Origin of the sequence: Marichromatium bheemlicum (assembly GCF_012276755.1) — a bacterium.
Taxonomy (GTDB): Bacteria; Pseudomonadota; Gammaproteobacteria; order Chromatiales; family Chromatiaceae; genus Marichromatium; species Marichromatium bheemlicum.
The window spans coordinates 68210-92385 of the sequence record NZ_JAAXKX010000002.1; the positions used below are offsets into that span (position 1 = coordinate 68210).

A 24176-nucleotide genomic window follows, 5' to 3' on the forward strand; every position below is an offset into this window, starting at 1 on the left:
CCCCTATCGATGCAAGCCGAGCTCCTCATTCATGCCCCGTGGATTCTCCCGGTCGACGCCGCCGACAGCCAGCTCGACGACCATGCGATCGCGGTGTCCGAGGGGCGTATCCAGGCACTACTGCCCTCGACCGAGGCGCGCGCCAGCATCGAGGCGCAGCGGGTGATCGAACTCCCCGGCCACGTGCTCACCCCGGGGCTGGTCAATGCCCACACCCACGCGGCGATGAGCCTGATGCGCGGGCTCGCCGATGACCTGCCGCTGATGACCTGGCTGCACGAGCACATCTGGCCGGCCGAGCAGCGCTGGGTCGAACCCGGCTTCGTCGGCGACGGCACCCGCCTGGCGGTACTCGAGATGCTGCGCGGCGGCGTGACCTGCTACAACGACATGTACTTCCACCCCGAGGTCAGCGCCCAGGTCACCGCAGAGGCGGGGATGCGCGCGGTCATCGGCATGATCGTGATCGACTTCCCCACCGGCTATGCCGCCGACGCCGACGGCTATATCGCCAAGGGGCTGGCACTGCACGAGCGCTATCGCGGCCACCCGCTGATCCGCGTCGCCTTCGCCCCGCACTCGCCCTATACCGTCTCCGACGCGCCGTTGAGCCGGGTGCGCACCCTCGCCGACCAGCTCGAGATCCCGATCCACATCCATGTCCACGAGACCCGCGACGAGGTCACACAGTCGCTGCGCGATCACGGCCAGCGACCGCTGGCGCGGCTCGACCGACTCGGGCTGCTCGACCCGTCGCTGCTGGCGGTGCACATGACCCAGCTCGAGGACGCCGAGATTGAGCGGCTCGTCGCCACCGGCGCCCATGTCGTTCACTGCCCCGAGTCCAACCTCAAGCTCGCCAGCGGCTTCTGTCCGCTCGCCAAACTGCTCGAGGCCGGGGTCAACGTCGCCCTCGGCACCGATGGCGCGGCCAGCAACAACGATCTCAGCATGCTCGGCGAAATGCGCACCGCCGCGCTACTCGCCAAGGGCGTCTCCGGCTCGGCCGCCGCCGTCCCGGCGAGCGCCGCGCTGCGCATGGCCACCATCAACGGCGCGCGCGCCCTCGGGCTCGATGAGGAGATCGGCTCGCTCGAGGTCGGCAAGGCCGCCGACATCGTCGCCATCGACCTCGGCGACGCCCACACCCAGCCGGTCTACCACCCCGCCTCACAGCTGGTCTACGCCGCCAGTAGTCATCAGGTCCGCCAGGTCTGGATCAACGGCCGCCAGGTGCTGCGCGACGGCGCCCCCACCCAGCTCGACGCCGCCGACACCTTCGCCCGCGCCCGCACCTGGGGCGAGCGCCTGGCCGCACGCGATTGAGCGCCGCCGGGGGACAATTGCAAGCTGTTGAACCGCAAAGACGCGAAGGGCGCAAAGAAAGCGACTGTTTGCCGTGGGAGGCGGTATACAAGCGTTGTGATCATCGCCAGATCGCCTCTCCTCCAGCAGCCTTTCATCCCTTCGTGTGCATCGCGTCTTTGCGGTTCAAACCGCTGGCGAGCGAAGGCTGACGCCTGAACCATGCCGAGCCCGTCACCACAAGCAACGGCCATCGTCGCGCTGGCGCGGGCGCTACGCGCCGAGGCGCTGGGGTGTCGACAGCGCCGGATGTTGCTGGTCAGCGGCGAGGTCGGCTGGTGTGAGCGTCAGGCGCTGGCGGTGCTCGCGGCGCTACCGGGGCTGGCGACGACCTGGCTCTCGGCACGCGCGAGCCCACCCCAGGCTGAACCGCTGGGCGCTGCCCGCAAGCTGCTCGGGCGCGAACTCGCCCTGCTGGTCTACGACGCCCACGGCGGCTTCGACCCCGACGCCTTCGGCGCCGCCACCGGCGCGCTGATCGGCGGTGGGCTGTTGCTGCTGCTGACCCCACCGCTGGCCGACTGGTCGACCCTGACCGACCCGCAGACCGCGCGCCTCGCCCCCTGGCCCCATCCGCCACAACCGGGCGGGCGCTTCATCGCGCGGCTGGCGCGGGTGCTGGCGAGCGACCCCGCGCTGGTCCATATCGACCAGTCGCAGCCCCCTGCCCACTGGCCGCAACCCGACACCCCCGCGCCGGCCCCGGCCCTGGCGCCAACCGCCGACGCCGAGGGCGCGGCGAGCGCCGATCAGGCGCGGGCGATCGCGGCGGTGCTGCGGGTGGCGCGCGGGCGCGCTCATCGCCCACTGGTGCTCAGCGCCCATCGCGGGCGCGGCAAGAGCACGGCGCTCGGTATCGCCGCGCGGCGGCTGCTCGCCGAGGCCGAGGACTATCGCATCCTCGTCACCGCCCCCAACCGGGGCGCGGCAGCAACCCTGCTCGGACACGCCGGCCGCCACCCGGGGCTCGACTTCGTCGCCCCCGCCGACCTGCTCGACCGCCACCCCGCTGCCGATCTGGTGCTGGTCGACGAGGCCGCGGCGATCCCTGCGCCCCTGCTCGAGGGACTGCTGCACCGCTACCGGCGACTGGTGTTCGCCGCCACCGTCCACGGCTACGAGGGCACCGGCCGGGGGTTCGCGCTGCGCTTTCGCGATGCGCTCGAGCGCCACACCCCGGGGTGGCGGCTCGAACGGCTCGAACAACCGATCCGCTGGGCCGCGCACGACCCGCTCGAGGCGCTGGGCTTCCGCGCCCTGCTGCTCGATGCGGCCATCCCCGCGATCGACCCACCGACCAGCGGGGGACTCGCGGGCATCACCTGCGAACGCCTCGATCGTGACACCCTGGCCGCGGACGAGGCCACGCTCGGGGCACTGTTCGGGCTGCTGGTCCAGGCCCACTACCAGACCCGCCCGGCGGACCTGCGGATGCTGCTCGACGGCCCCGGGGTGCGAGTCTATGCCTGTCGGCTCGCGGGCCGGGTGGTGGCGACCCTGATCGCCAGCGCCGAGGGCGGCATCGACGACCCGGCGCTGCGCGCGGCGATCTTCGAGGGGCGCCGGCGCCCGCGCGGCCATCTGCTGCCGCAGACCCTCTCGGCCCATGCCGGGCTAGCCGAGGCCCCGGCGCTGCGCGCACTGCGGGTGGTGCGCATCGCCACCCACCCGGCGCTGCGGCGGCACGGACTGGGCACGCGGCTACTGACGACCCTGCAGACGGCGGCACGCGCCGAGGGCCTCGATCTGGTCGGCACCAGCTTCGGCGCCACCCCCGAGCTGCTCGCCTTCTGGCGCGGCCAGGGCTGGCGACTGGCGCAGATCGGCACCAGCCGCAACGCCGCCAGCGGCGAACACGCAGTGGTGCTGCTCGCGGCCTGCTCGGCGGCGGGTGAACGGCTGGTGATCCGTGCCGAGCGCCGGCTCGGTGCGCGGATCGGGGTCCTGCTCGCCGGGCCGTTGTGCGCTCTCGCCCCCGGGACCGCACTGGCATTACTCACCGCGCTGCCCCCAGGCGCCGACAACAGCGCCGAGGACGGCGCCGAACTCATGGCCTTCGCCACCGCCCACCGCACCCTCGAGGCCAGTCTGGCCCCACTGGCCGCATTGGTGCGGGCCCGCCTCGCCGCCGCCCTGCGAGCAGGACGGATCGAACCGAACGCGGCTTCGTTACTGGTCGCCGTCGCACTGCAGTTACGGCCGCCCGCACGGCTGATCGAGTACGACCGGGCCAGCGGTCGTGAGGCCCTGATCGAGCGCGTCCGTGACGCGGCCGCGCAGCTGCTCGACTCGACACCCCATACACGATGACGATCGATTGACAAACCTCAATCAGAAGGACCGATCGCCATCATCCACACAAACGATTTCCCTCTAATCAACGGGGTCAATAAGCTAGTCCCTGTCCACCGGCACCGAGCCGGGACTCTGAATCAGCCCCCAATGTTTAGAGGAATCACCGCATGACCACCGAGACCCAGAACACCACCGCCCCCGCCATGCCGCGCCTCAACGAGCCGGCACCGGCCTTCGACGCCGTCACCACCCACGGTCGACGCACCCTGGAGGACTATCGCGGTCGCTGGCTGGTGTTGTTCTCCCACCCCGCGGACTTCACCCCGGTGTGCACCACCGAGTTCATGGCCTTCGCCAAGCGCCAGTCCGACTTCCAGGCACTCGATTGCGAGCTGCTGGGGCTGTCGATCGACAGTCACTTCAGCCATGTTGCCTGGATGCGCAACATCAAGGAGCGCTTCGGCGTCGAGATCGGCTTCCCGATCATCGCCGACCTGTCGATGCGGGTCGCCCACGACTACGGCATGATCCAGCCGGGCGCCAGCGACACCTCGGCGGTACGCGCGACCTTCGTCATCGACCCCCAGGGGGTGCTGCGCGCCATGCTCTACTACCCGATGAGCAATGGCCGCTCGGTCGATGAGATCCTGCGCCTGCTGCGCGCGCTGCAGACCACCGACACCCATGGAGTCGCCACCCCGGAGAACTGGCACCAGGGCGAGGCCGTGATCGTGCCCCCGCCGGCCACCGTCGAGGCCGTCGAGCAGCGTGTCGCCGACAGTGACTGTGAGTGCACCGACTGGTACTTCTGCACCAAGCAGCTCTGAGCGAGGCGCCCTGCGCCAGCCGGCACCGGGCGCATGACACCACCTGGAAGCGGCTGAGAAGCGACCACATCTAGTCCATCGAGAACGCTGCACCGGATCGAGCCCCGCTCGACCCGGTGCAGCCCAATCCAGCTCGATCAGGACTCGCATGTCTCACATCGCCCCGATCCGACTCGGACTGATGCCGCCGCTCACCGGCCTGGTCTCACTCTACGGCCCGGAGATCTCCTGGGCCGGACGCATCGCCTGCGCCGAGATCAACGCCACCGGCGGCGTCCTCGGTCGCCCACTCGAACTCGTCATCGTCGACGACGGCAGTCAACCGGAGACCGCGGTCCCCGCCGCCGCCCGCCTGCTCGACGAACACGGCTGCGCAGCACTGATCGGCAACCTGCTATCGAACGCGCGCATCGCCGTGGCCGGCCAAGTCTCGCTGCCGCGGCGCGTCCCCTACCTCAATTTCTCCTTCTACGAAGGCAGCATCCACCACCGCTACTTCTTCAATTTCGCCGCCCTGCCCAACCAGCAGATCGAGCACATGATCCCCTACATGGCGCGGCTGGCCGGCCCCAAGATGTTCTTCGCCGGCAACAACTACGAGTGGCCGCACGGCTCGATCGACGCCGCCAAACGGGCGCTGAAGCAGTGCGGCGGCGAGGTCGTCGGCGAGGACTACCTCCCCTTCGGCAGCCTGCGCATCGATGCCCTGCTCAATCGGGTCGCCCGCTCCGGGGCCGATGTCTTCGTGCCCTATTTCGCCGGCGTCGACCAGATCGAGCTGCTCACCCGCTTCACCCAGCTCGGGCTGAAGTCACGCATGACGGTGGTGATGGGCCACTTCGACGAGGCGATGGCCGCACGCCTCGCCCCCGAGGTACGCGAGGGCTTCTATTCGAGCAACACCTACTTCATGACGCTCGACACCGCGACCAATGACCGCTATCTGCGCGCACTCAGCGCCCTGCCCGAGGTCGACGCGCTCCACCCCGAGGGACGCGGGGTGCTGACCAACTTCGGAGAGGGCACCTATGTCTGTGTCCACGCCTTCGCCCAGGCCGTCGCCCGCGCCGGCACGGTAGCCACCGAGGCCGTGATCGAGGCACTCGAGGCGGTCGACCTCGAGGCCCCCCAGGGAAGGGTACGGATGGACCCGGCCACCCACCACGCGGCAGTCAACGGCCACCTGGCCCGCTGCGGTTTCGATGGCCGCTTCGAGATCATCGAGTCGTTCGGGCTCACCGCACCAACGATCCCCGAACGCTACTGTCACCTCCTACCGCGCCCGGCACCGGCCACGCCCCCCGACGCCCCCACTCACCGCCGCGCCCAGGTCCCACAGGTGGCCGTCGCCGGGGTCGATGCCGAGGATCGGATCGAGTACGTTAATCGCGCCTTGTTGCGGCTCTGGGGTATCGCCGACGAGTTGGCCCTGCTCGGCGCACCGCTCACGCGGCTATGGGCCGACGATGACCCGCCACTGGCCGAGATCCACGCCGCCCTCCGCGAGCGCGAGGAATGGCATGGGGTCCTGCAAGCACGGCTGAGCGACGGGCGACGCTGCCAGATGACCGTGACCGCCGAGCCGAGCCTGGGCGCCGACACCAACCCGGGTTACACCCTCGCCTGCATCGATCCGCAGACCGTGACGCCCCACCTCGGCGCCAGCCGGGTCTCCGAGCAGATGCTGTCGATGGCCGATGTCGCGATCCTAGCGATCACTACCGAGTCGGTCGTGCTCGAGGCCAACCGTCGCGCCAGCGAGCTGTTCGGCTATCGCGGTAACGAGATGGTCGGACTGCCAGTCGAACAGCTCATCCCGCCCCAGTACCGTCAGCGCCACGCCCAGCTCATCGAACACTTCCTCAATGGCCCCGAACAGGAGCGACGGATGGGGATGCGGGCCGAGGTCAGCGGCTATCGTAAGGACGGCTCCCCCTTTCCGGCCGAGGTCTCGATCTCCAAGGTCAGGGGTGATGACGATTGGGTGTTGGTGGTGACCTTACGCGACATCACCGAGCGCAAGATCGCCGAGGAAGAGCTGGAGTGGCGCGCCTCGCACGACGTCCTCACCGGACTGCCCAACCGTACGCTGATCCGCGAGCGACTGGCCCATGCCTTGACCCGCTCGCGCAACCAGGGCCACGGCGTCGGCGTCTTGCTCATCGACCTCGATGGCTTCAAGCTGATCAACGACAGCCACGGCCACGCCACCGGCGACGCCCTGCTCAAGGCCAACGCCCAACGACTGATGAACCATGTGCGCCCCGGCGACACCGTGGCGCGGCTCGGCGGGGACGAGTTCGTGGTACTCTGCGACCGCATCGACCACCCCCCCATGCTGACCGCCCTGGCCACGCGCATCAACGACCTGCTGCGCGAGCCGCTGCAGCTCGACGGCCACCAGCTGTTCGCCACCGCCAGCATCGGCCTGGCGCTCGGCCACGGCACCACCCACAACGCCGACGACCTGCTACGCAACGCCGATACCGCAATGTATGCGGCCAAGGAGCAAGGACGCGACAACGCGCGGCTGTTCAGCGAGGAGATCCACGAGCAGGCCAAGCGGCGGCTCGACATCAGCAACGGCTTACGTCAGGCAATCGAGCGCGACGAGTTGACGGTGCGCTTCCAGCCCATCCTCAGCGTCGACACCCAACGGATCCGCGGCGCCGAGCTGCTGTTGCGCTGGTCGCCGAACAGCGGCGAGGTCTCACCCGCGCACTTCATCCCCATCGCCGAGATGAACGGGGCGATCGTGCCCATCGGCAAGTGGGTCTTTCGCCAGGCCTGCCAGGCCGAGGCCGAGTGGCGGACACGCTTCGGTGCCGCCCACGCCCCCTATATCAGCGTCAACGTCTCGGCGCGTCAGCTCAACGACGCCGGCCTGGTCGATGACTTCACCGCCATTCTCGCTGACACCGGCGCCGACCCCTCGCGCATCCTGCTCGAACTCACCGAGACCTCGCTGATGAGCGACGTCAACTTCAACCTCGGCATGTTGCGCCAGCTCGCCGAGCACGGGCTGCGAGTGGCGGTCGACGACTTCGGTACCGGTTACTCCTCGCTCGCCCAGCTGCTGCGCCTGCCGGTGAGCACACTCAAGATCGATCGCGAGTTCGTCGACGGGCTCGACAAGCGCAACGACAGCCGCGCCATTGTCTCGGCCGTCTGCAGCATGGCGCGCGCCATGGACCTGGGGGTGATCGCCGAGGGGGTGGAGAACACACACCAGCTCGACTATCTGCGCGATATCGGCTGCCACTATGTGCAGGGCTACCACTTCTATCGCCCGCTGCCGGCCGAGACCCTGAGCGCTTTGCTCGAGACCAGCGCACCGGCGCCGGCCACGCCACTGGCCGAGCACGACCTCTATGTCCTGCTCTATGTCAGCGAGGCCACCGAGCCCATGAATCCCCGGGAGCTCCAACAGTTGCTCGGGGAATCACGCGAGGCCAATCGGCGCCAGGGCATTACCGGCTTTCTGCTCTATCTCAACGGCAGCTTCATGCAGCTGCTCGAGGGCAGCCGCCCCCGGCTGCTGCGCCTGCTCGAGCGCCTGCGCGAGGATCGACGCCATCACGGCGTGCGGGTGGTCTACGAGGGGGCACTGCAGCAGCGCATCTTCACCGACTGGAGCATGGGCTTTCGCGATCTCGAACACCTCGAGCGCGACTTCGACTTCGCCCGCTGGCGCACACGCACCCTCGACTTCGTCGACATGTCCGAGGACGCGCGCGCCTGCTTCAACCTCATCGCCGCCTTCGCACCCACGTCCCCCGAGCAAACGCGCGCGGCGCGCTAAGGCTCAAACCTCGGCGAGATCACCGTTACGCTGCAACCAACGGCGTCGATCCGCAGAACGCCGCTTGGCCAGCAGCATGTCGAGCAGCTCGGCACTACCATCCTCGGGATCGACAGTGAGCTGCACCAGACGGCGGGTATCCGGGGCGATGGTGGTCTCGCGCAACTGTGCCGGGTTCATCTCACCGAGCCCCTTGAAGCGCTGCACGCCGACCTTGCCCCGAACCCCCTCGGCGGCGATGCGATCGAGCACGCCCTGCTTCTCGTCCTCGTCGAGGGCGTAGAAGACCTGCTTGCCGACATCGATGCGATAGAGCGGCGGCATCGCCACATAAACGTGTCCCTCAGCGACCAGTCGCGGGAAGTGGCGCAGGAAGAGCGCGCACAGCAGGGTGGCGATATGGGCGCCGTCGGAGTCGGCGTCGGCGAGGATGCAGATCTTGCCAAAGCGCAGCCGCGAGAGGTCGTCGCTGCCCGGATCGACCCCGATCGCCACGGCGATATCGTGCACCTCCTGCGAGGCGAGCACCTCGGCCGGATCGACCTCCCAGGTGTTGAGGATCTTGCCGCGCAGCGGCAGGATCGCCTGGAACTCGCGATCGCGCGCCTGCTTGGCCGACCCCCCGGCCGACTCGCCCTCGACCAGGAACAGCTCGCTGCGCTCGGGGTCGGTGGCGGTGCAGTCGGCGAGCTTGCCCGGCAGCGCCGGCCCCTGGGTGACCTTCTTGCGGGTGACGGTGCGCCCGGCGCGCAACCGCGCCTGGGCCGCGCCGATGGCCAGCTCGGCGATGCGCTCGCCGCTCTCGACGTGCTGGTTGAGCCACAGACTGAAGGCATCCTTGACCACCCCGGAGACGAAGGCCGCGCACTCGCGCGAGGACAGCCGCTCCTTGGTCTGGCCAGAGAACTGAGGGTCGATCAGCTTGACCGAGAGGATGTAGGCGATGCGGCCCCAGACATCGTCCGGGGTCAGTCGCACGCCGCGCGGGAGCAGGTTGCGGAACTCGCAGAATTCGCGCACCGCCTCGGTCAGCCCGGTGCGCAAACCATTGACGTGAGTGCCACCCTGCAGTGTCGGGATCAAGTTGACATAGCTCTCGGCCACCGGCTCGCCGCCCTCGGGCAACCACACCAGCGCCCAGCTCGCCGCCTCGTTCGGACCCTGCATGTCACCCACGAAGGGCTGCTCGGGAAGGCGCTCGGCGCCGCCGAGGGCCTGGAGCAGATAGTCCTTGAGCCCGTCCTGGTAGCACCACTGCTGTTGCTCGCCGGTGGTCTCGTCGCGCAGTCGCACCTCCAGACCGGGGCAGAGCACGGCCTTGGCGCGCAACAGATGGGTCAGCGCGCGGAGCGCGAACTTGGGGCTGTCGAAGTACTTGGGATCAGGCCAGAAACGCAACCGGGTACCGGTATTGTTGCGCCCGACGCTGCCGACCACGCTCAGTTCGCTGATCTTCTCGCCATGGGCAAAGGCGATGTGCGACTCCTGGCCGCCACGACGCACCCACACCTCGAGCCGTGTCGAGAGGGCGTTGACCACCGACACACCGACCCCGTGCAGCCCGCCGGAGAAGCGATAGCTGCCGCCGCCGAACTTGCCACCGGCATGGAGCTTGGTGAGGATCACCTCGACGCCCGGCTGGCCGAGCTGGGGGTGCAGATCGACCGGCATGCCCCGACCGTCGTCGGCAACCACCAACGAGCCATCGGCGAACACCACCACCTCGATGCGCCTGGCGTGACCGGCGAGCGCCTCGTCGACGCTGTTGTCGATCACCTCTTGGGCGAGGTGGTTGGGACGGGTGGTGTCGGTGTACATCCCGGGGCGCTTGCGCACCGGGTCGAGACCGCTGAGGACCTCGATGGCTGAGGCGTCGTAGTTGCCGGTCATGGCCGTGCTGGATCTTCCTGTGGCGGGGTGGTGAACGAGAGGGAGCGGCGCGCAAGACGCGCTGGTTTGACCACTCAACCGACCTACGGTACCGTACCTGCAAACACCGGTTCAAACCCGATGACGAAAGCCCCCGACCAATCCCCGCCAACCTTCGAGCAGGCCCTCGCCGAACTGGAATCGATCGTCGACGCCCTCGAGCAGGACGAGATGACGCTCGAACAGTCGCTCGGCGCCTTCGAGCGCGGCATCGGCCTCACCCGGACCTGTCAACAGGCACTGGAAGCGGCCGAGCAGCGGGTACGCATCCTCACCGACGCTCGGCCGGACGCCGAGCCAGAAGCCTTCGACACCCATGACTGAGAACAATCTGGACGCCTTCCGCTCGCGCTATCAGGCGCGCGTCGAGCACACCCTCGAGCGACTGCTGCCGAACCCCAACGTCGAGCCGGCACGCCTGCACGAGGCACTGCGTTACACCGTACTCGGCGGCGGCAAGCGCATCCGCCCGCTGCTGACCTACGCCACCGGCGAGGCGCTCGGCATCGACCCTGAGTTGCTCGACCAGCCGGCCTGCGCGGTGGAGCTGATCCACGCCTACTCGTTGATCCACGACGACCTCCCGGCGATGGACGACGACGACCTGCGCCGTGGCCAACCGACCTGCCACCGTGCCTACGACGAGGCCACCGCGATCCTCGCCGGTGACGCCCTGCAGACGATCGCCTTCCAGGCGCTGGCCGAGGCCCCGGGGCTCTCCGCCGAGAGCCGCGTGGGCATGGTCGCCGCGCTGGCGCGCGCCAGTGGGTCGCGCGGCATGGTCGGGGGCCAGGCGCTCGACCTCGCCGCCGAGGGAGAGGGCACCCAGCTCGACGTCGCCATGCTCGAGCACATCCATATCCACAAGACCGGCGCACTGATCCGTGCCGCTGTACAGATGGCCCTGCTCGCCCGCAGCGACACCACCGACGACCAGCGCGAGCGGCTCGACCGCTATGCCAAGTGCATCGGCCTGGCCTTCCAGATCCAGGACGACGTGCTCGACGTCGAGGGCGACACCGCGCTCATCGGCAAGACCGCCGGCCGCGACCAGGTGCTCGAGAAGGCCACCTACCCGTCGTTGCTCGGTCTCGCCCAGGCCAAGTCGATGGCCCGTGAGCTCACCGACGAGGCACTCTCGGCGATCAGCATCTTCGGTGAACGCGCCGCCGCGCTCACCGCCATTGCCGAGGGGCTGAGCACTCGGCGCAGCTGAGCGCCCCGTCACCGCCCGGGGCGACCCGGGCAGGCATCGAAATCAGACCCATTGTCTTATCGCCGCAACACCCCCAGGGTTTGTGGCAATACCTCTTTTCCGCCGATCCGTCGAGGAAGCGAACCCATGGAGCATGCGCTCGAGTCCAACCGTTGCACCGCGACCGCCGATATCGCCGACGTTCAGGGGAGCGCCGACACCCGTCATATCGCCATCGACAAGGTCGGGATCAAGGACATCCGCCATCCGGTACGGGTGCGTGATCGCAATGGCAGCGAGCAGCACACGGTGGCGACCTTCAACATGTACGTCTACCTGCCGCACGACTTCAAGGGAACACACATGTCGCGCTTCGTGCAGGTGCTCAACAATCACGAGCAGGAAATCAGCGTCGCCTCCTTCCAGGACATGCTCGCCGAGATGTCGACCCGGCTCGAGTCCGAGGCCGGACACATCGAGATGCGCTTCCCCTTCTTCATGCGCAAGCGCGCCCCGGTCTCGGGGGTGGAGAGCCTGCTCGACTACGAGGTGACGCTGATCGGCGAGATCCGTCACGGCGAGCCGGCGCTGCAGGTCAAGGTGGTGATCCCGGTCACCAGCCTGTGCCCCTGCTCGAAGAAGATCTCCGCCTATGGCGCACACAACCAGCGCTCGCACGTCACCCTGCAGGTGCGCATGCGCGACTTCATCTGGATCGAGGAGCTGATCGAGATGGTCGAGGCGGAGGCCTCTTCCGAACTCTTCGGTCTCCTCAAGCGCCCCGACGAGAAGTACGTCACCGAGCACGCCTACGACAACCCCAAGTTCGTCGAGGACATGGTGCGCGACGTTGCCAAGCGACTCAACGAGGACGAGCGTATCCGCTACTACGTGGTCGAGGCGGAGAACTTCGAGTCGATCCACAACCACTCGGCCTACGCCCTGATCGAGCGCGACAAGGAGGCCGAGGCGCGCACCGCCGAGGCCTCGCTCTGATCGTTCCGGTGTGAGCGCGACCGCACCACGCCGGCTCCTGCTGCACGGCTTCACCGGCACCGCCGCCGACTGGGCGGCGCGGTGCGCGCACGACCCTGCGGCGTTGGCCATCGACCTCCCCGGCCACGGCGCTGCCCCGCCCCCACGGGGCGACTTCGCGAGCACCATCGCCGCGCTGCTCGCCCAGCTACCGCCCTCGATCGACGAGCTGATCGGCTACTCGCTCGGCGGCCGGGTGGCGCTCGGGCTGCTGCAGGCCGCACCCGAGCGCTTTCGGCGCGCCACCCTGATCTCGGCCAATCCGGGGCTCGTCGATGCGGCGGCGCGGGCGCGCCGTCGCGCGGCCGACCGGCGCTGGATCGAACTGCTGCGCGAGCAGGGCATCGGCGCCTTCGTCGACGCCTGGGAGCAGCTGCCGCTGTTCGCCACCCAGGCCCGCGCCACCCCCGCCGCACTCACCCGCCAGCGCCAGCAACGCCTCGCCCAGGACCCCGAGGGGTTGGCCGCCGCGCTCGCCGTGCTCGGGCTCGGCGAGATGCCGCCGACCTGGACCACCCTCGCCCGCCACCCCGGCCGCTTGCGCTGGATCGTCGGCGCGGACGATGCCAAGTTCCTCGACCTGGCGCGTCGGGTCGCGATGCTGCGCCCGACACTCCAGCTCCACGTCATCCCCGGCGCCGGTCACAATCCCCTGCTCGAGACCCCGGCGCGGCTCGAGGCACTACTCACACCCCGATGACACGCGCCATCGCCCCGACCAGCCCAGCCCTGGTCCTCCCCCTGGCGTTGCTCGCGGCGCTGACCCCCTTCGCCATCGACATGTACCTGCCCGGCCTGCCCGAGATCGCCCGCGCGCTCGACGGGCCGATCGAGTTGGCACAGCTCAGCGTGGCCATCTATCTCGGTGTCTTCGCCCTCGCCCAGCTGGTCATCGGCCCGCTCTCCGACGTGCTCGGGCGGCGCCTGGTGATCAGCGCCGGGCTGGGGCTGTTCATGACCGCCGCGCTCGGCTGCGCCCTGGCACTGAGCCTGCCGGTACTGATCGGCGCGCGGGCGCTCCAGGCCCTCGGCGGCGCGGCGGTGGCGGTCACGGTGCCGGCGCTGGTGCGCGACCTCTTCGACAAGGAGGACTATGCCCGCGTCATGGCACTGATCATGTTGGTGATGTCCTTCGCGCCGCTGATCGCCCCCACCCTGGGCGCGCTGGTGATCGGGCTCGGTGGCTGGCGCGCGGTGTTCATCGCGCTGTTGGCGATCGGCGCGGCGGCACTGGTGTTATTCCTCACGCTGGTCCCCGAGACCCTGCACCACCAGCACCGTCATCGTCTCGACCTCGGCCACATCCTGCGCAACTATCTGCGCCTGTGCGGCCACCGCGCCGCGCTCGCCTATCTGCTCGCCGGCGCCACCAGCTTCTCCGGGATGATGGTGTTCATCGTCGCCTCGCCCTATGTCTATATCGAGTACTACGGGCTCGGCGCCGGCCAGTTTGGGCTGGTGTTCGCCGCCAACGTCGCCCTGACCATGGTGACGGCGACCCTCAATGCCCGACTGATCCCCCGCCTCGGCGCTGACCGTCTGCTCGCCATCGGGCTCGCCACCCAGGCGATGGTAGCACTCGTGGCACTGGGGCTGGCACTCCACGGCGCACCACCGATCTGGCTGCTGGCACCGACCACCGCGCTCTATCTGGGGATGATGGGACTGGTGCTGGGCAACGCCACCGCCGGTTTCATGAGTTTCTTCCCGCGTCTGGCCGGGACCGCCTCGGCGCTCGCCGGTGCGGCGCGCTTCGGCGCCGGCGCCACGGCGGCCACCCTGGTCAGCCTGGCCCAGGCCACCAGCCCGGCACCACTGCTACTGGGCATGGCCAGCAGCGGGCTCGGCGCACTGCTGTTGTTCCATCTCATCGCGCCGCGCCACGACACCCCGAGATGATCCAGGACCCCCTACAGCAGAGACGGCTGCTCGAACGCTTCGCCTTCCTCCGTGACGCCGGGGACGACTTCCGCACGGCCTTCTTCGCCAGCGCCGTTACCGCGCGGCTGCCGGCCGGACACATCATCTGCCACGACGGTGGCCGCTGTTCGCAATTGGCACTGGCGCTAGCGGGCACGGCGCGGATCTACAAGCTCGGCGAGAACGGTCGCGAGGTCACCCTGTATCGCATCGGCCCGGGCGAGAGCTGTGTGGTCACCGCCACCTGCATCCTCAGCGCGCGGCCCTTCCCCGCCTTTGCGGTGTGCGAAACGGCGATCGAGGCGGTGGTCGTCGGCGCCGCCGACGTGCGCCGTTGGATGGGCGTATCGGCGCCCTGGCGCGAGTTCGTCTTCGGGCTGGTCGCCGACCGGCTCGGCGAAGTCTTCGGGGTGCTCGACGCGATCCTCTTCAAGCCGCTCGATCAGCGCCTCGCGGCCTTGCTGCTGCATCGCTGGCAGGCCGCCGGACGACCGGCGATGCTGCACACCACCCATCAGGCGCTGGCCGTCGAACTCGGCAGCTCGCGCGAGGTGATCACCCGGCTGCTCGGTGAACTCGAGGGCCGCGGCGCGCTGCGCACCGGACGCGGTCGTATCGAATTACTCGACCCCGGCCTGCTCGAGGCACGCGACGCGATGGGATAGGCGCCAGGCTGGATCGGCACTCGGCAAATCGCACACAAAAAGTTACCATCGAGATTCCATCGACGCTGACACGCCAGGACAGGCGCCGCCCATGGCTCGATTCCTCCCCGCTCCGCCCCGTGCCGGTCTCTTGCTCCTAGCGCTGACGCTGGGGCTCGGCATCGCCGCCCCGGTCGAGGCCACCTTCTCGATCGTCGCCCGCGACCCGACGACCGCGACGCTCGGGGTTGCGGTGCAGTCGAAATACTTCGGCGTCGGCACCGTCGTCCCCCACGCCCGCGCCGGGGTCGGCGCCCTGGCCACCCAAGCCCAGGGCAGCTTGGAGCACGGTCGCCGTGGCCTGGCACTGCTCGCCGAAGGGGTCGGCCCGACCGAGACCCTGCGCCGACTGCTCGCCGACGACCCGCTGCGCAACGCGCGCCAGCTCGGCATCATCACACTCCAGGGTGCGCCGCTGACCCATAGCGGCGACCAGACCCTGCCGTGGTCGGGCGGGCGCAGCGGCGCACACTATGCCGTCCAGGGCAATCTGCTCGCCGGTCCCGAGGTGGTCGCGGCGATGGCCGCCGCCTTCGAGTCGACCCCGGGCGCCCTGTCCTCACGACTGGTCGCCGCGCTCGCCGCCGGTCAGGCCGCTGGCGGCGACCAGCGCGGACGCCAGTCCGCCGCACTGCTGGTGGTGCGTGCCGGGGCCGGCTATCAGGGCGAGAGCGACCGGCTCATCGACCTGCGTGTCGACGACCACCCGGCACCGATCCGCGAACTCGCGCGCCTGCTCGACATCCGTCTCGCCCAGCTCGCCCTCGAGCGCTGTCAGGCGCTCCTCGCCGGGGACGAGGCGATCACCGCCGGGGACCTCGCCCGAGCCCGTACCGAGGCCCTGCGCGCGACTCGGCTCGACCCCCGCAACGACACCGCCTGGCTCACCCTGGCGATGATCGAGACGGCCCGCGGGGCACCCACGGCGGCAGCCGCGGCGGGCCGTCACGCGCTGTTGCTCAACCCGCTGCTCAAGCGCCATCTCGTTGCCGACGGCGGCGAGCCCGGCCTCCCACCGGCCGTGCTCGAACGGCTGCTCGAGAACCCCGGATTCCGTGGTCTGTGGAACGCCCTGCCAACCCCCGAGGACGTGGCGCGATGAGCCGGGGGCGACGCCGCCGGCTCCCCCGGCTCGGGCTCTCCACCCAGGTGATCATCGGGCTGGTGGCGGGCCTCCTCGCCGGGCTGTTCTTCGGCGAGTCGGTGACAGTGGTCGAGCCGCTCGGGACCATCTTCATCGGCCTGCTGCAGATGACCGTGATCCCCTACATCGTGGTCTCGCTGATCGCCGCCATCGGTCATCTGCACATGCCGCAGATCCGGCTGCTCGCGCTCAAGGGCGGCGGCCTGATCCTGGTGTTCTGGGGACTGATCCTGGCGGTGGTGGCACTGATGCCGCTGGGCTATCCCGATTGGCTCTCGGCCTCCTTCTACAGCTCCGCCCTGCTCGCCGAGCCACCACCGACCGACCTGCTCGCGCTCTATATCCCTGCCAACCCCTTCGCCTCGCTCGCCGAGGGGGTGATCCCGGCGATCGTGCTGTTCAGCATCGCCATGGGGCTGGCCACGGCGATGCTCGACGACAAGCAACTGGTGGTACAGAGCCTCGAGCAGTACGCCCACGCGCTGATGCTGATCGCCCAGTTCGTCGCCCGCCTGGCGCCCATCGGGGTGTTCGCGCTAACCGCGGTCGCCGCCGGCACCATCAGCGTCGAGGAGTTCGGTCGCCTCCAGGTCTATATCGTCACCTATGTCGCCATGGCCCTGCTGCTGAGCCTGTGGGTGGTGCCGGGACTGGTCTCGGCGCTGACCCCGTTCGGTTTCGCCGAGACCCTGCGCAGCACCCGCGACGCCCTGGTGACCGCCTTCGCCACCGGCTCGCTGCTGATCGTGCTGCCGCTGCTCGCCGAATCGACCAAGGATATCCTCGAGCGCGCCGGGGTCGATCGCGAGCGCGCCTCCGGGGTAGTCGACGTGATCACCCCGATCAACTTCAACATCCCCAATCTCGGCAAACTGATCGCGCTCTCCTTCGTGCTCTTCGCCGGCTGGTTCGCCGGCAACGACATCGCCCCGGGACAATACCCCGAGTTCCTCGCCTCGGGGCTGGTGAGCTTCTTCGGCGAGGTGGTCATCGCCCTGCCCTTCCTGCTCGATCTGATGCAGATCCCGGCGGACATGTTCAACCTGTTCGTCACCGTCGACGTCTTCACCGGGCGTTTCGGCACCCTGCTCGCCGGTGTCCACACGGTGGCGTTGTCGCTGTTGGTGACCGCCTCGGTGGTCGGCATCCTCAAGGTCCGCTGGCGCCGGCTCGGGCTCTTTCTCGGCGCCACGGCGGCGCTGCTGGGCGCCACCCTGATGGCGATCAATCTGTTCTTCACCCACTTCGTCGAGAACCGCTACACCAAGGACGACGCGGTGCGCGCCATGACCCTGATGGAGGCCCCCTGGCCGAGCACCGAGGTGTTCGGGCGCGATGAGGCGGACGCGCCACCGCCCTCCACCGGCACCGGTTCGACGCTCGATCGCATCGAGGCACGCCAACTGCTGCGCGCCTGCTATGTCCCCGAGTTGCTGCCGCAGTCCTATCGCGGCGCCGAGGGCACCTTGATCGGTCACGACATCGAGCTGATGCACCGTCTCGCCGCCACCCTGGGGGTCAAGCTCGAGTTGATTGCAATCGAGCGCACCCGCTTCGTCGAGCGACTCGACAGCGGCTGGTGCGATCTCATCGGTACCGGGCTGACCATCACCCCGGCGCGGGCGCGCCGGGCGAGCTTCACCACGCCCTATGTCACCGATGGGCTGGCCTTCGTGGTCCCGGACCAGCAGCGCAAGCTGTTCGCCAGCGTCGAGCGGCTGCGCGAGCAGCCGGGGCTGCGTATCGCCGTACTCAGTGGCTTGGGGCTCTACGAGTCACACATCCGCCGGCTGTTGCCCGGGGCCGAGATCGTCCGTCTGCAGCGCATCGAGGACTTCTTCGACACACCCGAGCAGGCCCACGCCCTGGTCACCCTGGCGATGATCGGCTCCAGCCACACCCTGCTGCACCCGCGCTACAGCCTGGTGGTTCCCAAGCCAGTGGCGCGTATCCCGCTGGCCTTCGCGCTCGCCCGCGACGACACCCTGTTCAAGGCCTATCTCGACAACTGGTTGCTGCTGCAACAGCAGGGCGGCGCACTCACCCGCCTCTACGACTACTGGGTACTCGGCCACGGGGTGGCCGAGTCACGCGAACGCTGGTCGATCGCGCGCGACCTGCTCGGTTGGATCGACTGATGAGACCACGGAGGTCATCGATGCGCGCACTGTCGGCCCTCGTCCTCGCGCTGTTGGTCGGTGGCTGCACCGCGCCTGCGCCCCCGCCCGCGACACCGGAGATGTCCCCAGCGCCGGGTGCGCCGACACCGACCCAGCGGCGACTCGACGCGGACCTGCGCGCGGTCGCCGCCGCGCTGCGCGACAACCATGCGGGCGAGGTCTACGCCGGGGCGGTGGCGGGAACCCGCGCCGAGGACCTGGCGATCGCGCTGACCCTGGTCGACGGTCGCACCCTGGGGGTCGGCCCCACCGCCGCGCACTTTCCGCTGATGTCGGTCTCCAAGCCTTTCACCTACGCCCTGGCGCTGGAGCAACGCGGCGCCGGGTTCATGCGCGCGCGGATCGGCACCAATGCCACCGGCCTGCCTTACAACTCGCTGGCCGCCGGCGCGATCCGCCCGAGCACGGCGCAGAACCCGCTGGTCAACGCCGGTGCCATCGCCACCCACAGCTATCTGCGCGGCCCCGATCCGGCGACCAAGCGCGCCCGGCTGCTCGGGTTCTACGCGCGACTGGCCGGCCGCCCACTGGCCGTCGAGTCGGCATGGCGCGCCACGCCACGCGCCCAGACCTATGCCCTGGCCTATCAGATGCAGGCGGCCGGGCGACTCGAGGGCGAGGTCGAGGACGCCGTCTCGCGTTATCTCGAGGCCTGCATCGTCGCCGTCGATGTCACCACGCTCGCCCACATGGGCGCAACCCTGGCCAACGCCGGGATCGCGCCCGGCGGGGATGAGCGCATCATCACCGCCGCTCATGCCCGCGACGTCCTGGCGCTGATGACGATCGCCGGGATGTACGAGGACAGCGGTCGGTGGTGGCAGCGGGTGGGGCTGCCGGCCAAGAGCGGGGTGAGCGGCGCGATCCTCGCCGTGGTCCCCGGCTGGGGGGCGATCGCCGCCTACTCGCCGCGGCTCGACGCTGCGGGCAACAGCGTGCGCGCAGCACTCGCCATCGAGCGGCTGGCCGCGCGCTGGCAGCTCCACGGCGTCGAGCGACTGCTCGCCGTCCCCGCTCGGTGACATAGTCACAGAGCGCCACGAGGCCGCGCGTTAACCTCTCGACCATCAACCCATCGACGAGGTAACGACATGACCAAGAACATCGGCTCCACCGACCGCAACATCCGTCTGGCCATCGGCGCAGTGCTGCTGCTCTGGGGCCTGATCGCCCAGAACTGGCTCGGCGCCATCGGCCTGGTGCCGCTGGCCACCGCGCTGATCGGCTGGTGCCCGGCCTATGTGCCCTTCGGCATCAACACCGCCGCCAAGGACTGAGCACCGGTCACGCCCCCAGGCGGCCTCCGACCTGGGGGGCGGGCGCACAACATCGACATCCGGGTGATGCACCGACCCCGGATCTCACGTATTCTCGACCATCAACCAGAGGCGTCTTGACGCCGACGGCGGCAGAGGGGTGGCGCAACGGCACAGGTCCGGCCCAGGGAGACACGGCCACTCCGACCCTTGAACCTGGATACCCGGTCAGGATCGACCCCGTGTCCGCACTACGCCCAGCCATGGCCGAACACGACCTCACTGCCGGCGAGATCCCCTCCGACGAACTGCTCGTGGTCCTCGACGCGGCACTCACCAGCGTCATCATCACCACCGCCGAGCTCGACGACGACCACCCCCAGATCCTTTACGTCAACAAGGCCTTCGAGCGCATGACCGGCTACACCCGCGCCGAGCTGATCGGGCGCACGCCGCGAATCCTCCAGGGCGAGCGCACCGAACGCGCGGTACTCGACCGACTCCGCCACGATCTCGAGCACGGCCACGACTTCTCCGGCCAGGCCGTCAACTATCGCAAGGACGGCACCCCCTACTGGGTCTCCTGGAACATCACCCCGATCCGGGCCCCCGACGGCACCATCCGCTACTTCTTCTCCAACCAGAAGGACGTCACCGAGGAGGTCCGGCTACGCCAGGCGCTCGAGCGCGAGCGCGCGCTGCTCACCCAGATCATCGATCTCAACCCGGCGATGATCGGGATCAGCGACGGCCAGCTGCTGCATCAGGCCAATAGTGCGTTGCGTGAGTACTTCGGGATCACCGACCTCGAGCGCTTCCAGCGCGAGCGCGGCTGCATCTGTCACTACTTCAAGACCCTCAACGGTCACCCCTTCACTCCCTCGCCGGCCTGGATCGAGGCGGCGGCGACCTCCGGACCGGTCAAGCTCCAGGTCGATCACCAGGGCCAGACGGGCTACCTGCTCGCCGAGTGTCGCCGCCTGCCCGAGGAGGGGGGATTCGTGCTCACCCTGCACGACATCACCGACGCCGAGCTGGCACACTGTCGTGCCCGCGAGCAGGCCGAACGCGACCCGCTGACCCAGCTGCTCAACCGCCGCGGCCTCGATCGCTCGATGGCACACCTCCATGGACGCACCTGTGCCTATGCGGTGCTGTTCATCGATCTCGATCATTTCAAGCGCATCAACGACAGCTGCGGCCACGAAGCCGGCGATGCGGCCCTGCAAGGGCTCGCCAAGGTGCTGTGTCGCCACACCCGCAAGAGTGATCTGTGCGTGCGTTGGGGCGGCGAGGAATTCCTGGTGGTGCTACCGCAGACCGGAGCGAAGGATGCCCGGCGTATCGCCGAGAAGCTGCGCCGGGCGATTGGCCGCGATCACCACGTCCCTACCACCGCCAGTATCGGGGTCGGTTGCGGACGCGCCGACGAACCGCTCGAGATGGTGCTGGATCGTGCCGACCAGGCCGTCTATCGCGCCAAGCGCGCCGGACGCAACCGCGTCGTCTACGGCGGTCCCGACGACTAGCCCGGCTGGATCGGGAAGCCGGCGCGCGGCCCCATCTCGTAGCGGTCGCGACTAAAGAGCGGCGGTGCCTGCATGTAGACCCCGACCAATCGCGCCAGCGATTCCAGGGCATCGAGATGGATGCGCTCGTAACCGTGCGAGGCGTCGACGCCGAAGGTCACCAGCGCGGTACGCACATCGTTGCCGGCCTCGAGCGCGGCGGCGCTGTCGGAGCGGTAGTAGCGGAAGACGTCGCGCTGGTGAGAGATGGCGAACTCCTGGCAGAGCTGGATGACGCGGTGGGTGAGGTGGTAGTCGAAGGGGCCGCTCTGGTCGGCCATCGCGATGGTCACCCCGAACTCGCTCGAGTTCTGTCCCGGCGCGGTGGTGCCGTTGTCGATGGTGAGCATCTCGGCGACATCCTGGTGCAACGCCGCCGAGGCGCCGGAGCCGACCTCCTCGGAGATGGTGAATAACGGGTGGCAGTCGACCGGCAGCTCGGGGCGCTCGCGCTGCACCGCCTCGATCGCCCCCAGCAGCACCGCGGCGCCGGCCTTGTCGTCGAGGTGACGGGCGTTGATGAAACCGGTATCGGTCAGCTCTGGACAGGTGTCGATGGCGAGGAAGTCGCCGACATGGACACCCAGGCGCAACAACCCATTGAGGTCCGAGACCCGGGCATCGATCCGGAACTCGACATGGTCCCAACCGCCCGGTTGGTTATCGATCTCGGGGGCGAAGGTGTGCCCTGAGGCCTTCATCGGCAGGATGGTGCCACGCAGCTGGCCGGTATCGGTGAACAAGGTCGCGCGCGCGCCCTCGGCGAAACGCGCGTTCCAGTGTCCCACCGGCACCAACTGCAACCGGCCATTGTCCTTGAGTCCCTTGACCATGGCGCCAAGGGTGTCGATATGGGCGACCACGGCGCGATCGGGCTGAGAGACCTTGCCCTTGAGGGTGGCGCGGATGGCACCGCGCCGGGTCAGCTCGAAGGGCACGCCGAGGCGCTCGAGTTCCTCGCACACCAGATGGACCACCCGGTCGGTATAGCCCGAGGGACTGGGGGTGAACAACAGCTTCAGCAGGATATCGACCAGATAACTCGAGTCGATGGCAGGTAGCTTCAAGTGGACTCCTCCCGGGTCGCGGTCTGCGGGAACAACAGGTCGACGAAGCGCTCTGCGGTCGGCTGTGGCTCGTGGTTGGCCAACCCCGGGCGCTCGTTGGCCTCGATGATCACATACTCGGGCTCGGAAACCGAGGGCACGATGAAGTCGAGCCCAGTCACCGGGATATCGAGCGCGCGCGCCGCCGCCTCGGCCGCCTCGGCGAGCGTCGGGTGCAGCGCAGCGGTGACATCGTGGATGGTGCCGCCGGTGTGTAGGTTAGCGGTCTTGCGCACTTGCAATACGCGCCCCTCGGGGAGGATGTCGTCGAGCACCCAGCCGGCCTCGCGCACACAACGGCCGGTCTCGTCATCCATGGGGATGCTGCTCTCGCCACCGGTGGCCGCGCGTCGGCGCCGGCTCTGCGCCTGGATCAGGTCGCGGATGCTGTGCCGCCCGGTACCGACGACGTGTGCCGGGCGGCGGATGGCGGCAGCCACCACCTGATAATTGATGACGATGACGCGCAGGTCGTCACCCTTGACGTACTCCTCGAGGATCACCGTGTCACAGACCCGCCTGGCCCCGGCGATCGCCAGCTCCAGCGCCTGCGGGTCACGGATGTCGACACTGATCCCCGCCCCCTGCTCGCCGCGGGCCGGCTTGACCACCAGGCTGCCGAGCCGCGAGAGCAGCGCCTCGGCCTGGTCGAGCGCCTGGAAGCGGGTCTGCTCCGGCACCCGTAGCCCGGCCCGACGCAACAGCCGATGGGTGACGGCCTTGTCGTCGCAACGGCTCATCGCCACCGCACTGGTCAATTCGCTGAGGCTCTCGCGACACACCACCCGCCTCCCCCCGAGGGTCAGCGCGAAGTAACCGGCCTCGGCATCGATCACCTCGACCCCGATACCGCGCCGCCGCGCCTCCTTGACGATGATGGTGGCGTAGGGATTGAGGTCGACCTCGGGCTGACGCCCCATGAACAGGGGTTCGTTGAAGGCATTCTTGTTCTTGACCGCGAAGGCCGGGACACGCTCGAAACCGAGCTTCTGATAAAGCCGGATGGCGTTACTGTTGTCGTGGATCACCGAGAGATCGAGGAAGGCACGTCCACGCGCTAGATAGGACTCGGCGACCTGACGCACCAGCGCCTCACCGATCCCCGGATAGGGGGCCTGGGCGTCGACGGCCAGGGCCCACAGGCTGGCACCGTTCTCGGGATCATCGAAGGCGGCGGCATGATCGACACCGTTGACCACGCCGAGCAGCGAGCCGTCCTGTTCGTCCTCGGCGATCCAGTAGGTCAGCACCTTGGAGGTGCGATGCGCCCAGATGAAGTCTGCCCCTGGCGGCACCATGCCACGGCTGATGTAGAGGCGCTGCATCGCCTCGGCGTCGGCATGGCAGTTCAAGAGGCGAATGTGGAAGCCCTTGGGTCGGCGATGACAGGACTGATAGCGCTCGAACCACAGCCGAAAGGTGTGTGAAGGGTCGAGGAAGAGGTCTTGCGGTGCCTGCGCCAACACCACGTGGGGTTCATTGAGGTACAGGGCCACATCGCGAGTGCCGGGGCGCTCCTGCTGGAGCGCGCGCGCGATCTCGGCCGGGTCGGTGAAGGTCTGCCCGAACAGCAACCGGCCCCAGCCACAGTCGACACTGGCCGACTGCCCCAGGGTCTGATCGGCCCGTGGCTGGCGGTCCCAGTTCTTGACCGAGGGGGCCCGGCTGCGTTCGAGGCGGTGGTGGATGCGCTCTTTCATGGTCATGCTGGCTGTCCTGTCTGCGTCACTGGCATGGATCGGATGACGTCGCTCGGGCGCCAGGGCGAGGTCCGCTCGAAGACATCCGGCCGAACCCCTGGCCAAGCGCTCGCAGTCACCGCGCGGCGGCTGCGAGCGCATGATTCAACG

The 24176-nt window shown here is 68.9% G+C and carries 18 protein-coding genes; 15 read left to right on the forward strand and 3 right to left on the reverse strand.

The annotated features are described in order from the left end of the window. Positions 1 to 9: 9 nt before the first annotated feature. From HF203_RS01895 to HF203_RS01910, 4 genes are all read left to right on the forward strand, one after another. Complete coding sequence (locus HF203_RS01895; RefSeq protein WP_168666044.1) at positions 10 to 1326, forward strand: TRZ/ATZ family hydrolase; 1317 nt, start codon at positions 10 to 12, stop codon at positions 1324 to 1326. A 201-nt stretch (positions 1327 to 1527) separates the two neighbouring features. Then, positions 1528 to 3675 (forward strand): tRNA(Met) cytidine acetyltransferase TmcA, encoded by a 2148-nt coding sequence (locus HF203_RS01900; protein ID WP_168666045.1) that lies wholly within the window; start codon positions 1528 to 1530, stop codon positions 3673 to 3675. A gap of 152 nt (positions 3676 to 3827) precedes the next feature. Further along, positions 3828 to 4487 carry a peroxiredoxin gene (locus HF203_RS01905; RefSeq protein WP_168666046.1) on the forward strand — a complete coding sequence of 220 codons (660 nt, stop codon included), beginning with the start codon at positions 3828 to 3830 and terminating at the stop codon, positions 4485 to 4487. A gap of 148 nt (positions 4488 to 4635) precedes the next feature. Next, positions 4636 to 8289, forward strand: coding sequence for an EAL domain-containing protein (locus HF203_RS01910; RefSeq protein WP_168666047.1), 3654 nt, complete (start codon positions 4636 to 4638; stop codon positions 8287 to 8289). 3 nt (positions 8290 to 8292) lie between these two features. Here the strand turns inward: HF203_RS01910 and parE are convergent, their stop codons facing one another. Beyond that, a complete protein-coding gene (gene parE, locus HF203_RS01915; RefSeq protein ID WP_168666049.1) occupies positions 8293 to 10179 on the reverse strand; it encodes a DNA topoisomerase IV subunit B in 1887 nt (628 codons plus the stop codon). Positions 10180 to 10299: 120 nt separating this feature from the next. On the opposite strand from parE, the gene HF203_RS01920 reads away from it, so the two are divergent. The 11 genes from HF203_RS01920 (at position 10300) to HF203_RS01970 (ending at position 21181) form a co-directional block, all read left to right on the forward strand. Then, on the forward strand, positions 10300 to 10542 hold the full coding sequence (locus HF203_RS01920; RefSeq protein ID WP_168666051.1) for an exodeoxyribonuclease VII small subunit: 243 nt from the start codon (positions 10300 to 10302) through the stop codon (positions 10540 to 10542). Further along, complete coding sequence (ispA, locus tag HF203_RS01925; protein ID WP_168666053.1) at positions 10535 to 11434, forward strand: (2E,6E)-farnesyl diphosphate synthase; 900 nt, start codon at positions 10535 to 10537, stop codon at positions 11432 to 11434. Before HF203_RS01920 ends, ispA begins: the two co-directional genes overlap by 8 nt. Before the next feature lie 126 nt (positions 11435 to 11560). Further along, positions 11561 to 12409: a GTP cyclohydrolase FolE2 gene (gene folE2 / locus HF203_RS01930; protein WP_168666055.1), complete on the forward strand. Its 849-nt coding sequence runs from the start codon at positions 11561 to 11563 to the stop codon at positions 12407 to 12409. A gap of 10 nt (positions 12410 to 12419) precedes the next feature. Continuing rightward, positions 12420 to 13148, forward strand: coding sequence for an alpha/beta fold hydrolase (locus HF203_RS01935; protein ID WP_343043861.1), 729 nt, complete (start codon positions 12420 to 12422; stop codon positions 13146 to 13148). Then, positions 13145 to 14347, forward strand: a complete 1203-nt coding sequence (locus HF203_RS01940; protein ID WP_168666057.1) for a Bcr/CflA family multidrug efflux MFS transporter — start codon at positions 13145 to 13147, stop codon at positions 14345 to 14347. Before HF203_RS01935 ends, HF203_RS01940 begins: the two co-directional genes overlap by 4 nt. Beyond that, positions 14344 to 15033, forward strand: a complete 690-nt coding sequence (locus tag HF203_RS01945; RefSeq protein WP_168666059.1) for a Crp/Fnr family transcriptional regulator — start codon at positions 14344 to 14346, stop codon at positions 15031 to 15033. The genes HF203_RS01940 and HF203_RS01945 overlap by 4 nt, the downstream gene beginning before the upstream one ends. Before the next feature lie 91 nt (positions 15034 to 15124). After that, entirely contained in the window at positions 15125 to 16174 is a 1050-nt protein-coding gene (locus tag HF203_RS01950) for a DUF1028 domain-containing protein (protein WP_168666061.1), read from the forward strand. Next, a complete protein-coding gene (locus HF203_RS01955; RefSeq protein ID WP_168666063.1) occupies positions 16171 to 18354 on the forward strand; it encodes a cation:dicarboxylate symporter family transporter in 2184 nt (727 codons plus the stop codon). Before HF203_RS01950 ends, HF203_RS01955 begins: the two co-directional genes overlap by 4 nt. Before the next feature lie 20 nt (positions 18355 to 18374). Continuing rightward, entirely contained in the window at positions 18375 to 19418 is a 1044-nt protein-coding gene (locus HF203_RS01960) for a glutaminase (protein ID WP_168666065.1), read from the forward strand. A gap of 69 nt (positions 19419 to 19487) precedes the next feature. Then, positions 19488 to 19673: a YgaP family membrane protein gene (locus tag HF203_RS01965; RefSeq protein WP_062276659.1), complete on the forward strand. Its 186-nt coding sequence runs from the start codon at positions 19488 to 19490 to the stop codon at positions 19671 to 19673. 221 nt (positions 19674 to 19894) lie between these two features. Continuing rightward, a complete protein-coding gene (locus HF203_RS01970; protein ID WP_168666067.1) occupies positions 19895 to 21181 on the forward strand; it encodes a diguanylate cyclase in 1287 nt (428 codons plus the stop codon). On the opposite strand, the gene HF203_RS01975 is transcribed toward HF203_RS01970, so the two are convergent. Both HF203_RS01975 and ngg read right to left on the reverse strand, forming a co-directional pair. Continuing rightward, positions 21178 to 22287: an osmoprotectant NAGGN system M42 family peptidase gene (locus tag HF203_RS01975; RefSeq protein WP_168666069.1), complete on the reverse strand. Its 1110-nt coding sequence runs from the start codon at positions 22285 to 22287 to the stop codon at positions 21178 to 21180. The genes HF203_RS01970 and HF203_RS01975 overlap by 4 nt on opposite strands. After that, entirely contained in the window at positions 22284 to 24032 is a 1749-nt protein-coding gene (ngg, locus tag HF203_RS01980) for an N-acetylglutaminylglutamine synthetase (protein ID WP_168666071.1), read from the reverse strand. The genes HF203_RS01975 and ngg overlap by 4 nt, the downstream gene beginning before the upstream one ends. Positions 24033 to 24176 lie beyond the last annotated feature (144 nt).

Coding starts and splice junctions, on each gene's coding strand:
- HF203_RS01910 (WP_168666047.1), top strand. CDS start 4,636: ATGTCTCACATCGCCCCGATCCGACTCGGACTGATGCCGCCGCTCACC.
- HF203_RS01955 (WP_168666063.1), top strand. CDS start 16,171: ATGAGCCGGGGGCGACGCCGCCGGCTCCCCCGGCTCGGGCTCTCCACC.
- ngg (WP_168666071.1), bottom strand. CDS start 24,032: ATGACCATGAAAGAGCGCATCCACCACCGCCTCGAACGCAGCCGGGCC.
- ispA (WP_168666053.1), top strand. CDS start 10,535: ATGACTGAGAACAATCTGGACGCCTTCCGCTCGCGCTATCAGGCGCGC.
- HF203_RS01920 (WP_168666051.1), top strand. CDS start 10,300: ATGACGAAAGCCCCCGACCAATCCCCGCCAACCTTCGAGCAGGCCCTC.
- HF203_RS01965 (WP_062276659.1), top strand. CDS start 19,488: ATGACCAAGAACATCGGCTCCACCGACCGCAACATCCGTCTGGCCATC.
- HF203_RS01900 (WP_168666045.1), top strand. CDS start 1,528: ATGCCGAGCCCGTCACCACAAGCAACGGCCATCGTCGCGCTGGCGCGG.
- parE (WP_168666049.1), bottom strand. CDS start 10,179: ATGACCGGCAACTACGACGCCTCAGCCATCGAGGTCCTCAGCGGTCTC.
- HF203_RS01945 (WP_168666059.1), top strand. CDS start 14,344: ATGATCCAGGACCCCCTACAGCAGAGACGGCTGCTCGAACGCTTCGCC.
- HF203_RS01895 (WP_168666044.1), top strand. CDS start 10: ATGCAAGCCGAGCTCCTCATTCATGCCCCGTGGATTCTCCCGGTCGAC.
- HF203_RS01940 (WP_168666057.1), top strand. CDS start 13,145: ATGACACGCGCCATCGCCCCGACCAGCCCAGCCCTGGTCCTCCCCCTG.
- HF203_RS01905 (WP_168666046.1), top strand. CDS start 3,828: ATGACCACCGAGACCCAGAACACCACCGCCCCCGCCATGCCGCGCCTC.
- folE2 (WP_168666055.1), top strand. CDS start 11,561: ATGGAGCATGCGCTCGAGTCCAACCGTTGCACCGCGACCGCCGATATC.
- HF203_RS01950 (WP_168666061.1), top strand. CDS start 15,125: ATGGCTCGATTCCTCCCCGCTCCGCCCCGTGCCGGTCTCTTGCTCCTA.
- HF203_RS01960 (WP_168666065.1), top strand. CDS start 18,375: ATGCGCGCACTGTCGGCCCTCGTCCTCGCGCTGTTGGTCGGTGGCTGC.